This window comes from Streptomyces sp. NPDC048269, from assembly GCF_040652395.1.
Taxonomy (GTDB): Bacteria; Actinomycetota; Actinomycetes; order Streptomycetales; family Streptomycetaceae; genus Streptomyces.
The window spans coordinates 15,498-27,413 of sequence record NZ_JBEZLW010000044.1; the positions used below are offsets into that span (position 1 = coordinate 15,498).

The 11,916-nt window shown below is 71.6% G+C and carries 10 protein-coding genes; 7 read left to right on the forward strand and 3 right to left on the reverse strand.

Annotation, left to right across the window (positions count from 1 at the left end; all coding sequences use genetic code 11):
- Nucleotides 1-65: 65 nt before the first annotated feature.
- On the forward strand, nt 66-1,598 hold the full coding sequence (locus AB0D48_RS30670; protein WP_362404169.1) for an amino acid permease: 1,533 nt from the start codon (nt 66-68) through the stop codon (nt 1,596-1,598).
- Between the two features lie 177 nt (nt 1,599-1,775).
- On the opposite strand, the gene AB0D48_RS30675 is transcribed toward AB0D48_RS30670, so the two are convergent.
- Complete coding sequence (locus AB0D48_RS30675; protein ID WP_362404172.1) at nt 1,776-2,336, reverse strand: HPP family protein; 561 nt, start codon at nt 2,334-2,336, stop codon at nt 1,776-1,778.
- Between the two features lie 715 nt (nt 2,337-3,051).
- Nucleotides 3,052-3,813: a maleylpyruvate isomerase family mycothiol-dependent enzyme gene (locus AB0D48_RS30680; protein WP_362404175.1), complete on the reverse strand. Its 762-nt coding sequence runs from the start codon at nt 3,811-3,813 to the stop codon at nt 3,052-3,054.
- Between the two features lie 246 nt (nt 3,814-4,059).
- On the opposite strand from AB0D48_RS30680, the gene AB0D48_RS30685 reads away from it, so the two are divergent.
- The 6 genes from AB0D48_RS30685 to AB0D48_RS30710 all read left to right on the forward strand — a co-directional run bounded on the left by AB0D48_RS30685 (nt 4,060) and on the right by AB0D48_RS30710 (nt 10,360).
- A complete protein-coding gene (locus AB0D48_RS30685; RefSeq protein WP_362404178.1) occupies nt 4,060-4,860 on the forward strand; it encodes a MerR family transcriptional regulator in 801 nt (266 codons plus the stop codon).
- Nucleotides 4,857-6,071: a glycosyltransferase gene (locus tag AB0D48_RS30690; protein ID WP_362404181.1), complete on the forward strand. Its 1,215-nt coding sequence runs from the start codon at nt 4,857-4,859 to the stop codon at nt 6,069-6,071. The genes AB0D48_RS30685 and AB0D48_RS30690 overlap by 4 nt, the downstream gene beginning before the upstream one ends.
- Before the next feature lie 507 nt (nt 6,072-6,578).
- Nucleotides 6,579-7,262: a DUF4232 domain-containing protein gene (locus AB0D48_RS30695; protein ID WP_362404184.1), complete on the forward strand. Its 684-nt coding sequence runs from the start codon at nt 6,579-6,581 to the stop codon at nt 7,260-7,262.
- 251 nt (nt 7,263-7,513) lie between these two features.
- Nucleotides 7,514-8,716: an FAD-dependent oxidoreductase gene (locus tag AB0D48_RS30700; RefSeq protein WP_362404187.1), complete on the forward strand. Its 1,203-nt coding sequence runs from the start codon at nt 7,514-7,516 to the stop codon at nt 8,714-8,716.
- Between the two features lie 236 nt (nt 8,717-8,952).
- On the forward strand, nt 8,953-9,294 hold the full coding sequence (locus AB0D48_RS30705) for a hypothetical protein (protein WP_362404191.1): 342 nt from the start codon (nt 8,953-8,955) through the stop codon (nt 9,292-9,294).
- Between the two features lie 100 nt (nt 9,295-9,394).
- A complete protein-coding gene (locus AB0D48_RS30710) occupies nt 9,395-10,360 on the forward strand; it encodes a glycosyltransferase family 2 protein (RefSeq protein WP_362404194.1) in 966 nt (321 codons plus the stop codon).
- A gap of 73 nt (nt 10,361-10,433) precedes the next feature.
- Here the strand turns inward: AB0D48_RS30710 and AB0D48_RS30715 are convergent, their stop codons facing one another.
- The gene (locus AB0D48_RS30715) at nt 10,434-11,912 is read right to left on the reverse strand and encodes a branched-chain amino acid ABC transporter substrate-binding protein (RefSeq protein WP_362404197.1); all 1,479 of its coding nucleotides are present in this window, start codon (nt 11,910-11,912) and stop codon (nt 10,434-10,436) included.
- Nucleotides 11,913-11,916 lie beyond the last annotated feature (4 nt).

Here is an 11,916-nt window from a genome sequence, read left to right on the forward strand (position 1 = left end):
CACCCCGTTCCACGTCCCCGCGCTCCACCGTCCCCGTGCTCCACCACCCACCCGGAGGTACCGCCATGTCCCGAACCGCATGGGCTGCCGACCAAGGCCGCAACGCCCCGCGCCCACAGGACGAGGAGGAACGGCTCAGAGAACTCGGCTACCAACCCGTCCTTGCCCGCCGGATGGGCGGCTTCGGCAACTTCGCCATCAGCTTCTCGGTCATATCCGTCCTCTCCGGGTGCATGACCCTGTACGGCTTCGGCCTGGGCACCGGTGGCCCGGCCGTGATGCTGTGGGGCTGGGCCGGAGTCGGCCTCTTCGTGCTCTGCGTGGGTCTCGCCCTGGCCGAGGTGACCAGCGCCTATCCCACCTCGGGAGCGCTCTACTACATGGCCGACCGGCTCGGCGGACGCCGCTGGGGCTGGTACACGGGCTGGCTGAACCTGCTCGGCCTGCTCGGCGCCATCGCCGGAATCGACTACGGCGCCGCCCTGTTCACCGGCGCCTTCCTCAACCTCCGGTTCGGCTTCGTGCCCACCTCCGGCTCGACCTTCCTGATCTTCCTGGCCATCCTGCTGCTGCACGCCTTGCTCAACCTCTTCGGTGTCCGCCTCGTCAGCGTGCTCAATTCCGTCAGCGTCTGGTGGCACCTGGGCGGGGTCGCGCTGATCGTCGGCGCCCTCGCCTTCGTTCCGGACCACCACCGGTCGCCGTCGTTCGTCTTCACCGAGTTCGTCAACGACACCGGCTGGGCCAACCCGTTCTACGTGGCGGCGGTCGGCCTGCTGCTCGCCCAGTACACCTTCTCGGGGTACGACGCCTCCGCGCACCTCTCGGAGGAGACCTCGAATGCCTCCGTCTCCGCCGCCAAGGGCATCGTCCGGGCCATCTGGGTCTCTTGGATCGCCGGATTCGCCCTGCTCGCGGGGCTCACCTTCGCCATCGAGGACTACGCGGCCGTCCAGGGCAGCGTCACCGGCGTCCCGCCCGCCCAGATATTCCTCGATGCCCTGGGCCCCGGAGGCGCCACCGCCCTGCTCCTCGTCGTCATCGTCGCGCAGCTCTTCTGCGGCAACGCCGAGGTGGCCGCCGCGAGCCGGATGGTCTTCGCGTTCAGCCGTGACAACGCGCTCCCCGGCTCCGCCCTGTGGCGCAAGGTCAGCGGGCGCACGCAGACACCGGTCCCGGCGGTCTGGCTCTCGGTCGTCGTCGCGGGCGTGCTCGCGCTGCCGTCGCTCTACTCCGCCACCGCGTACGGGGCCGTGACCGCCATCAACGTCATCGGTATCACCCCGGCCTACGCCATCCCGATCTACCTGCGGCTCCGCGCGGGCAACCGGTTCGAGCCCGGCCCGTGGAGCCTGGGCCGCTGGAGCAAGCCGATCGGCTGGATCGCCGTCGTCTGGGTGGCGGTCGTCACCGTCGTGTTCTGCCTGCCGCAGAAGTCCCCGGTGACCATCGACTCGATGAACTACTCGGTGATCGCCCTGGCCGTGGTACTGGTCCTCGCCAGCGTGTGGTGGTCCGTCGCCCGGCGCTCCTACGGGACCCCGTCGGCCTACGGGAACGCCCGGGAGCAGGCGGAGATCGCCGAGGGCATCGTCTGAGCCCTGCTACGCCCGTCCGCCCGTCCGCCCGTCCGCCCGTCCTTACGCTCCCGCCCGCCCGCGCGGCCGCCCGGCCTGCAGGGCGGGCGCACGCGTTCCAGGGCTGGGAGCTTCAGTTGCTCTTGCAGGAGCACTGCCCTCGGCTGACCTGCGGCGGCAGGCCGAGCAGCCAGGTCGTCACCACCAGTAGACGGGGTAGCGGGGGCTTCCGGAGCGGGCGCGGGAGAGGGCGCAGCCGGCGAGGACGAGGAGGACCGCCGATCCGGCGAGGAGCGGCACGAACGTTCTGGGGTCGGGTGTGTTCAGGACGATGACGACGGCGGTCGCGCAGGCCGGGGAGTGCGGGGTGCGGGCCACGGTCATCAGGGCCAGTCCCAGTCCGGCCGCGACGGCCGCCGCCCAGGGGGCACTGCCCAGGGCGGCAAGGGCCCCGTATCCGACGGCGGCACAGATCAGGTGGCCGGCGATCACGCTGCGGGGCTGGGCCAGCGGCAGGCCCGGGACGCTGTGGACGATCGCGGCGGACGCGGCCAGCGGCGGTATGAGGACGGGCTCGTGGATCACCGCGCCGATGGCCACCAGCGCGAGCATGACGGCGGTGGCGGCGCTGACGCTGTGCAGGGCGGCGCCCGGCGCGGGCGGGGCGGGCGCGCGGCCCTTGAGGCGGGGAAGTACGCGGGTGGCCGGCTGGTCGGGCGCGGGCGGCGGGGGGAGCGTGGCGGTCGAGTCGGTGCGCAAGAGAGTGGTGTCTTCAGAGGATGGGCCGTCCGGGCAGGGGCCGACGGCGGTGATGGGCAGGGCAGGAGCCGCCTCGGCTGGTACCGCTGTGACAGCCCCTGCGATCGGCAGGACCGGGGACACTGCGGAGGCCCGGTGTCGGGGCTGCCGTGGACTCCCCTGGATCATACGAAGCCCGACAAACCGTGCGGCAACCGGGCCTCCGAACACCCTCGAGGCAACGACTCAGCAGTGTACAGAGAGGGGCAAATCCCCCGCCCCCGATTGTGGGACCGGGGCACCGCTCCTCGCGAGCGGCGGCCGTCGGCCGGGCAGTGCCCGCTCCGCGGACGTGCCACGGTCAGTGGGGGTGGGACCGGACGTTGCCGCTTCTGCTCCGGGTGACGCCGAAGGGCGCCGGGGTGGTGGAAGTCACCTCATCTTGAGCGCATGTCCGGGGGCGAGGGCGGCGGAGAGGCGTGCGGCGATCGTTTGCGCCGAGTTGCCTTCAGGGCTCTTGGGGCCCTGCGTCACGCTGACGGAGATCGACAGCTGTCGTGTCGGCAGGCAGGCCCCGATGGCCGCGTAGCCCGAGAACGACGGGTTCGTGAGGATCCAGCCGTTGGATCTGCGGCGTGTACTGGTTTCTGGTCTGGCTCAGCCGGAGCGGCTCCCACACGCGCTCCGCGAGCAGCCGGTCCATCGGGAGGGGCGGCCGTTCCGGTCTCCCGGTCGCCTAGAACGCCGAGTGGGTGAACCAGTGGGCGAGCAGGTCCGGGTCGCCGAGCAGGTGGAAGGCGTCACTGCGGCGGTCCAGGCGGCCGTAGAGGAGCAGCAGGAGGTCGGCGGCCGACCCCCGGACGGTGGCGTCCGCCGCGTGGGGCTCGGTGGGGTCGGCCACCAGGGCGAAGCCGTCGGGGCGCAGGCCGACCAGCCAGTCGCCGTCGCCGTCCGTGCAACTGAAGCGAATGGTCCGGTCGGGGGCGCGCAGTTGTGCGGTCAGCGGCGCGAAGGAGGATGCGAACGGCAGGTTGGTGAGGAACTCGTCGATGCCGTCGACCGCCAGTACGCGGTCGATGCGCGGTGGGAGCCCGAGTGCGAGTTGGGCGTCGGCCCGGTGGACCAGGGTCTCGAACAGCATGCGCCGGACCCAGAACCGGGCGTGCTGGTCGGCTCCCCAGGCCCACATCGGTGCGTCCAGGTCGGTGGCGGCGAACACCTCGGCGGCCTCCGCCGCGCTCGCGGCCAGCCAGTCCGGCAAGCCTTCGGGGTGCTCCGGCAGGCGCAGGTCCACCTCGCGGCTGGTCGGCGGTTGCTGGATGCGCCGGCGGAGCAGCTCGGTGAACCACCGGTGCACGCTGCCCACGTGCCGCGTGAGGTCCCCGAGGGTCCAGCCGGGGCAGGTCGGCACCGGGGTGGAGAAATCGGCTGCCGTGACCGTGGCGAATAGTGCGGCGGCCTCGGCTGCGACGGCGGCTCCGTGCTGGGCTGGTTTCATGCCTGTGCCCTTCCTCTGGTCGTGCTGCCCCGGGTGAAGAGGATGCTTAAGGTAATAGATGGTTCATGTTCTCAAGTAATGGCGAAGGTAATTCGCGAGCGCGCAGGATGTCAACTTTCGCCCTCCGCGTCGGCCCGGGCGGGGTGCGGTGCGTCTCGGGAGGCAGCGTGCACGATGCGCGAGTTGACCCTCCCCTTACGTCAGGCCGCAGGATGTCGCTTGCCGGACGGAAGACGGGACAGGGACATGGGGTACTCCGTAGGACAAGTGGCCGCGTACGCCGGGGTGACCGTGCGCACGTTGCACCACTACGACAAGGTCGGGCTGCTCTCACCCAGCGGCCGCAGCCACGCGGGCTACCGCTTCTACGACGAGGCGGACCTGACCCGCCTCCAACAGGTCCTCTTCTACCGGGAACTGGGCTTTCCCCTCGACGAGATCGCCGCCATCCTCCAGGACCCCGACGCGAACGCTCTCGAGCACCTGCGAGCACGGCAGCGGCAGTTGAGCGAGGAGATCGTCAGGATGCAGCGGCTGGCCGAGGTCGCCGAGCGGGCGATCGAGGTACAGCAAACCGGCGTGTCGCTCACTCCCGAGGAGCGCTTCGAGGTCTTCGGCGACATCTCCTTCGATCTCAGTTACGCGACCGAAGCGCAGGTCAGATGGACACATTCGGCAGCGCATCAGGAGGCCATGGCGCGCGCGGACGCCTACACCAAAGAAGACTGGCGGCAGCTCATGCGCGAGGCGGCGGTCTGGCGGGCGGAGTTGCTGGCGGCCTTCGACGACGGAGAGCCGGCCGACGGTGAACGGGTGATGGACCTCGTCGAGGAGCATCGCCGGCACCTCACCCGCTGGTTCACCGACTGCCCGCCTGCCATGCACCAGCGCATCGCGGACGACTTCGTCGCCGATCGGCGGGCCTTCGCTCTCGTCGTACCGCCGTCCCAGCAACGCCCGGGCCTTGCGGCCTACTTGTGCACGGCGATCCACGCCAACGCGGCCCGCGCCGACATCCTCCGTACCGGATCGGGGAAAGAACGATGAGAATCCTGATGGCCGCGGCCGGGTCGCGCGGCGACGTCGCACCGTACACCGGCCTGGGCGCGGAGCTACGCGGCGCGGGCCACGACGTCGCCCTGGCCACCACGGAGGCGTTCGCGCCGCTCGTCCGTGCGGCCGGGCTGGAATCCCGGCGGCTCCCCGGCGACACCCGGGCCCACCGCGAGGTCGGCGGCAGGCGGAAGCTGATGCGCGCCGCCGGCGCGTTCGTCACCGAGATGGGCCATGGGTTCGCCGAAGCGGTGGACGACGGCGCGGACCTGCTGCTGCTGTCGGCAACCACCGCCCCGCTCGGCTGGCACCTGTCCGAGGCCACGGGCATACCGAGCCTGGGGGTGTACCTCCAGCCCACCGAGCCCACCGGCGACTTCCCGCCCACGGTCGCGGCAGGCCGCTCGCTGGGCCGCGTCGGCAACCGCGCGGCAGGTCGCTTCGCACTGGCCATGACCGACCGGGTGTACGGGGGAGCGGTCGCGGGGCTGCGCCGACGGCTCCGGCTGCCGCCGCTCTCCGCCCCCGAGATGCGTGGACGACAGGAACGGGCGAACTGGCCCGTCCTGTACGGCTTCAGCACGGCCCTGGTCCCCCGCCCGTCCGACTGGCGTCCCGGATTGGACGTCGTGGGCACCTGGTGGCCCCACCACGACGCTGCCGAGCACCTCCCGGCCGAGGTGGAGGGCTTCCTCCGGGCCGGCCCCCGTCCCGTCCTCGTCAGCTTCGGGAGCATGGCGGCCGGGGACGCTGAACAGGTCAGCGGCATCGCCGTACAGGCCCTGCGCCGGGCCGGCCTGCGCGGCATCCTCCAGTCCGGCAACCTCGGCCTCGCGGCCGAGGGGGACGATGTCCTCACCGTCGGAGACGTCCCGCACGCCCTGCTGTTTCCCCGGCTGGCCGCAGTGGTCCACCACGCGGGTGCCGGCACGGCTGCGGCAGCGCTGCGCGCCGGGGTGCCCGCCGTCACCGTGCCGGTGGCCGCGGACCAGCCCTTCTGGGCCGCGCGGCTCGCAGCGGTCGGGGCCGCGGCCGGTCCGATCCCGTTCCGTTCTCTGACCGCCGAACGGCTCGCCGACGCGCTCGTCCGTGTCACCCGGCAGCAGTCGTACGCCCGAGCCGCCGCGTCGGTCTCGCGGCAGATGGCGGCCGAGGACGGAGGCGGCCGGGTCCTGATGGCCATCCGGCGGATGGCAAAGGGCTGACAGCGGCCGGAGCCTGACGGTGGCGGCAGAGGCGGGGGCGGTCGGCACAGCGGCTGAAGCTCTGGAGTTGCTCAAGTGGGGATTGGTGCGCTGACCGTGTGGGGCATCTCCCTCACACAGATGAGAGTGGAACGGAACGGGGGCGGAGCAAATGGACTACCTGGCGATCGTGGGGTTCGGCCTCATCGTCGTGCTCGTCCGGGCGGTGCGCGGGTCCGGCAAGCCGTCGCGGAGGCGTCGGCGCGGTTCGTGGCAGAGCGGCGACGGCGGCGGCTTCGGCTGCGGGGGCGGATCGTCGTGCGGGGGCGGCGGAGGCGACTGACGCCACGACCGCTGTCGCGGCCGGCGTGCCGTGGGGTTGCCACCGCGAGCGGAGGATCGCACGTACGTAATGGGCGCGTCACGGAACCGCCACAGCGGCGCGGACCGGGGAACCCGAGTGGGGCGTGACGCCGTGTCCAGCGGCGAGGGCCGGTGTGGGACCGGTCGTGACCTCGGGGAGCGCTCATGCACTACACAGCAAGCGTCAGAAGGACCGCGGCAGCGTTGGTGACGGCGGTGGCGGTCACCGCCCTGATGACGGGCTGCACACCGGGCGGCGACGACGGCGCGATCGACAGGCCGTCGACGCCGCCCGCGGGCTCGGAGCCGGCGAAGCCGACCCCCACCGGCGGCGCTTCCTCCACCGGGGGCGGTACGGGCGGTACCAAGCCCAGCCCCTCGGTACCCGGCCCGGGCGGCGGGACGAAGGCGTGCACGACCGGCCAGATCAAGGTCTCCGACGCCCATCAGGCCGATGTCCGGCCGCCGGGTACGGGAACGGGAGCCGCCATCGTCTCGGTCACCAACACCTCGACGCTTCCCTGCACGCTCCGCGGCTTCCCGACGGTCGCCGGAGCCGGCCACGGCTCGCCCGACAAGAATGTCCCGCTCTCCACCACCCAGAGCGGTTCGGCCTCCACGGTGTCCCTGGCCCCGGGCGCCCGCGCCTGGACGAAGCTCACCTTCGTCAACGTCCAAGGCGAGGCCGACGGTTACTGCGAATCCGGCGCCACGCCCGCCAGCTTCCCCACGCTCGTTCTCGGTGTGCCCGGCGCGGGCGCGCACCAGATCGCCATGGATGACGGCGTCTTCGCCGAATGCGACAACAAGGCGACCGTCACCGCCTTCTCGCCGACCAAGCCCTCCTGACGAACGGCGACGGTCGCAAGGTCGCGCCGTGGCGGAGTCCTCGGTGCTGCCGCAGATCGCCAGTACCGGGACTTCTCCGGGCTCGGCTTTGCGTCACGGCGGCGGGTGTGGGTCAAGGCCCGCCGCCACGGCACAGCGATGCGGACACCGGCACGGGTCAGCCCCTACGCATACGGAGGTATCACTCTACAGTTGTAGAGTGAGGGCTCTATGGATGTAGAGGGTGCCGCACCGAAACGGAGAGGTGTTCCATGCCGAATCGTCACGCGGTGGTGGCCGGAGCCGGAATCGGCGGGCTCACGGCCGCCATCGCACTGCACCGCCGCGGCTGGCGCGTCACCGTCTGCGAACGCGCCCCCGAACCCCCCACCACCGGCGCCGGCATCGGCCTCGCCCCCAACGCCCTCCGCGCACTCGATGCCATCGGCGTCGACGCCGCCCACGCCGCCGGCAGCGCCGTACCCACGACGATGGGACTGCGCCGCTCCGACGGCCAGTGGCTCACCCGGACCGGCACCGCGGACATGGCGGCCCGCTACGGCACGCCCCCGATAGCCGTCCCGCGCCCGGCCTTCACCGCCGCCCTGGCTACCGCCCTGCCGCCGGAGGCCGTTCGCTACGGCACCGCCGTGACCGCCGTCGACGACGCCGCGGGCCGTCCGACCGTCCGAACAGCGGTCGGCCCGGACCTCACGGCAGCCGGCCCGGACCTTCCCGCCGATCTGGTGGTCGCCGCCGACGGCATCCACAGCCCGCTGCGCCGTGCGTACTTCCCCGCCCACCCCGGCCTGCACTACATCGGCGAGACCGCCTGGCGGACCATCGTGGACGCCCCGGACCTCCGGATACCGGCCATGAGCGAGACCTGGGGGCGTGGTGAGCGGTTCGGCGTGACCCCGCTCTCCGACGGCCGGCTGTACCTCTACGCCACGGCAGTGGTCCCGGCCGGCACCCGCTCGGCCGACCCCCGCGCCGAACTCCGGCACCGCTTCGGCTCGTGGCACGACCCGATTCCGGCTCTGCTGGACCGAGTTCGCCGCTTCGACCCCGCCGACGTCCTCCAGAACGACCTCCACGACCTGGCCGCCCCGCTCCCCAGCCTGCACCACGGCCGGATCGCCTGGCTCGGCGACGCCGCCCACGCCATGGCCCCCAACCTCGGCCAGGGGGGCTGCCAGGCCATCGAGGACGCGGTGGTCCTCGCCCACCTGCTTCCCGCCGGAGACAGCACGGACAGCGCGGACTCCGTCCCGGCCGCCCTCGCCGCCTACACCGCCGCCCGCCGCGACCGCACCGACGCCGTGCGTGTCCGCGCCCGCCGGGTCGGCCGCCTGGGCGCCCTCCGCAACCCGCTCGCGGCAGCTGCCCGCGACCTCGCCGTCCGTGCCACCCCCGCCCGCCTGGCCCTGCGTGGCATGGACGACCTCTTCAACGGCTTCCGCCTCCCCATATAGGAGGGACCACCGGTCCCGGACGTCGGTGGGCGTACCCCGGCGGCCGGAGCCAGACCGCCCGGTCGAGCGGTGCCCGGGCCGTACGGGCCACCTCGGAAGTCCTCGCGCCGATCGACGGATCCGGGACCGACTGAGCACACGACCAGCTCCGGAGCCGGCGGTCTGAGTACGCGCACACCGGCGACGTGAGTACCCGGGCGGCTGCGCCGGGCCCGCTGAGCGCGTGGGATGGGGGCATGAACGCAACTGCTCCCTCTGCGGCATCCCCGGTCCGGATCGGCGGAGAAAAGGACCGCGCCCGCCTCTGGTCCGGCCTGGCCGCCGCCCTTTTCCTGCCGGTGGCTCTGCTGGCCGCCGTGCTGACCCTGTCGTCCGAGCGGGCGTCCCGTTGTGTGACGTACGGCGAGCAGTGCGCCGCCTGGCTTCCCTGGTGGCTGTTCGGCTGGAGTGCCGGCCTCGGCGCCGTGGCGCTCGTCGTCACCCTGGCCGCTTCCGCCCTGCGGGTGCGGCAGGCGGCGCTCGGCGCCCAGCTCCTCGCCGAATGCACGGCGCTGCTGGTGATCCTCAGCTACACATGACCCGGCGCGTCCCCTTGGCGGCGAAGGGTGCAGCCAGATGGCGCCGCGGGCAGGGACGCTCCGGTGGCTCAAAATGCCGGCTTCAGGCGCCTCCCGCATCATGAGTGCTGTGTATGACCCACGCAGGGAATCGATCGCTCTGTCGATCGTGGTTCCCGTCTTCAACGAGGAGGAGGCCCTGCCTGTTCTGGCGGCGCGGCTCCGGCCGACCCTGGACGGGTGCGGCGAACCGTACGAGGTGCTCGCCGTCGATGACGGCTCGACCGACAGGACTCCCCATCTGTTGGAAGACCTGCGGACCGTCTGGCCCCAGCTGCGCATCGTGGCCCTCCGGCGGAACAGCGGCCACCAAGCTGCCCTGACCGCCGGACTGCACCGTGCTCTCGGCGCCTATGTGATCAGCATCGACGCAGACCTCCAGGACCCGCCGGAACTCATCCCCGAAATGCTGGCCCTGGCACGGGCAGATGGTCTGGACATCGTCTACGGCGTCCGTATCGACCGCTCCACCGACACCGGATTCAAGCGCCGAACGGCCGCCGCCTACTACTGGCTGATGCGCCGCCTGGCCGGCTCCTTCGTCCCCGCTCAGGCCGGCGACTTCCGCCTGCTGTCCCGCCCCGTCGTGGAAACCCTCAAAACCCTCCCCGACCAGCAGCAGATCTATCGTCTTCTCATCCCTTGGCTCGGTTTCCCCGGCGGCCAGATCACCTACCAGCGCGGGGAGCGAGTGGCCGGCACCACCAAATACCCCTTGCACAAGATGGTCCTGTTGGCATGGGACAGCATCACCAGCTTCTCTGCGGTCCCCCTGCGCCTGGCCACGGCGATCGGCGCCTTCAGCCTCGTCGTCTGTCTCGCGTTCCTCACCTGGACCCTCACCGTCTACGCCACGGGCAGCACCCTGCCGGGCTGGACCTCCTTGATCACCACGGTCCTGTTCTTCGGAGCTGTTCAGCTCTTCTGCCTGGGAATGCTCGGGGAGTACGTGGCCCGCATTTACACGGCCGTCCAAGCCCGGCCCACCTATTGCGTCGCTCGCGACACGGACGAAGAACGGCAGTAGAGCTCGTTTCCTGTGTGGTGAGCCCGGCTCCGCGACGTCCGGCCCCAAGGGGCCGTGCCCCGGGCCGGGCGCGTCACTGTTCCTGCGGCGGCTTGCCCTCCGCCGCGGACACTTCGACGAACTCGACCTGTCCCTTGCCGTTGAGGCGCAGGATCGGAACGGCCTTGTTGCGCGGATTGCCGTTGTTCTGGAAGGAGATGAACCCGCTGGCCCCGGCCACCTGCTGGGTGCCGTCCATCTGGTGGAACATCCGGGCCACCGCGTCGCCGACGACCTGCCCCTGCCAGCGGGCGGCCATCTGGATGCCGTGGGCCGCGGCGAGGACCGCGTCGTGACCCATCAGCGCCCCGCCGTCCTCCCGGGGGTCGTGCGGGAACCACTGGTCCAGCAGCCCGCCCGGCTGGAAGTTCTTCGCGGACGGCGCGGACACCGCTTGCGGCGCCGAGCGGTACATGTCGGGGTGGGAGAGGCCGGTATAGAGCACCTCGATGCCCGTCTCGGCGGCGTGGGCGAGCTGCTCGGCGCTCAGATTGGTGGTGTCGTCCCCGGCGAACACGGTGAACTGCTGGTCGGTGCAGCTGCGGTTGGAGAGCGCGTCGAGGAAATGGGTGAGGTGCCGGCCGCGGCCCGCGAAGTACACGAGCTGAGGGCGCTGCTGGCACAACTGGCCGGGCATGTAGCGCAGTTCGTTCTGCCAGGCACTGCTCACGGAGGAGTCGTACGTCATGCGCTCGGCGACGAGTCTGTGCTTGTCGCCGTCCTGGAAGGCCTTGGTGAAGGCGGTGCCGAGGGTGGAGGCGTAGAGGTTTCCCTCCGCCACGTCCTGGAGGACGACAGCGGTGGCGACGCCGCGCCGTTTGAGGTAGCCGGCGGCCGCGTACGCCTCGTCCTCGTTGGTGGGGGCGATCCTGACGAAGCCGTTGATGCCCTGGATGTTCGTGGCGGTCATGGTGGCACCGACCATGGCGATGCCGTGTTCGGAGAGGCGTTCTATGGCCGCGAGGTTCTCATTCGTGCTCGGGCCGAGGCCGGCCACCGCGACGAGCCGGTCCGGGGAGTCCTTGCGGGCGATCAGTTCGTCGACGGTGTGCTTCCACTGCGTGGACCTGCTGCCCGGATTCGCCAGCAGCAGGCGGATCTTGGGGGTGGCGGCGAGGTCGCCCTGGTTGTGCCGGTACTGGGCGAGGTAGGCGCCCTGCAGTTCGTGGCGGACGCCCTCTGCGGAGTTGCTGTCCTCGGCGGTGGTGGTGAAGGAGGTGAAGTAGGCGACGCTGACGTACGGTTCCTTGTCCGCGTTGGCGAGGACCCGGCGGTTCTCCTCCTCGATCTTCCTGCTGACGGCGTCGAGGTGCGGAGCGAAGACGTAGGAGCCGTCGGTCACTCCGACACACTCGTCGTCCGGGCCCTGTTCGACGACCCCGTCGGCGCAGCTGGCCTGGCGTTCCTGCAGCCAGCCGACACCCAGCCAGAGCGCCGCCACCAGGGCGACGGCGGCCGCGGTGGCGAGGGCGACGCGGCGTACGACGTGCAGGGGCCATTCGAGTCTGGGCACGCGC

What these genes read in the sequence shown, in the direction of transcription:
- AB0D48_RS30680 (WP_362404175.1), bottom strand. Translation starts at nt 3,813, where the DNA reads ATGAAACCAGCCCAGCACGGAGCCGCCGTCGCAGCCGAGGCCGCCGCA.
- AB0D48_RS30685 (WP_362404178.1), top strand. Translation starts at nt 4,060, where the DNA reads ATGGGGTACTCCGTAGGACAAGTGGCCGCGTACGCCGGGGTGACCGTG.
- AB0D48_RS30705 (WP_362404191.1), top strand. Translation starts at nt 8,953, where the DNA reads ATGAACGCAACTGCTCCCTCTGCGGCATCCCCGGTCCGGATCGGCGGA.
- AB0D48_RS30700 (WP_362404187.1), top strand. Translation starts at nt 7,514, where the DNA reads ATGCCGAATCGTCACGCGGTGGTGGCCGGAGCCGGAATCGGCGGGCTC.
- AB0D48_RS30690 (WP_362404181.1), top strand. Translation starts at nt 4,857, where the DNA reads ATGAGAATCCTGATGGCCGCGGCCGGGTCGCGCGGCGACGTCGCACCG.
- AB0D48_RS30670 (WP_362404169.1), top strand. Translation starts at nt 66, where the DNA reads ATGTCCCGAACCGCATGGGCTGCCGACCAAGGCCGCAACGCCCCGCGC.
- AB0D48_RS30710 (WP_362404194.1), top strand. Translation starts at nt 9,395, where the DNA reads ATGAGTGCTGTGTATGACCCACGCAGGGAATCGATCGCTCTGTCGATC.
- AB0D48_RS30695 (WP_362404184.1), top strand. Translation starts at nt 6,579, where the DNA reads ATGCACTACACAGCAAGCGTCAGAAGGACCGCGGCAGCGTTGGTGACG.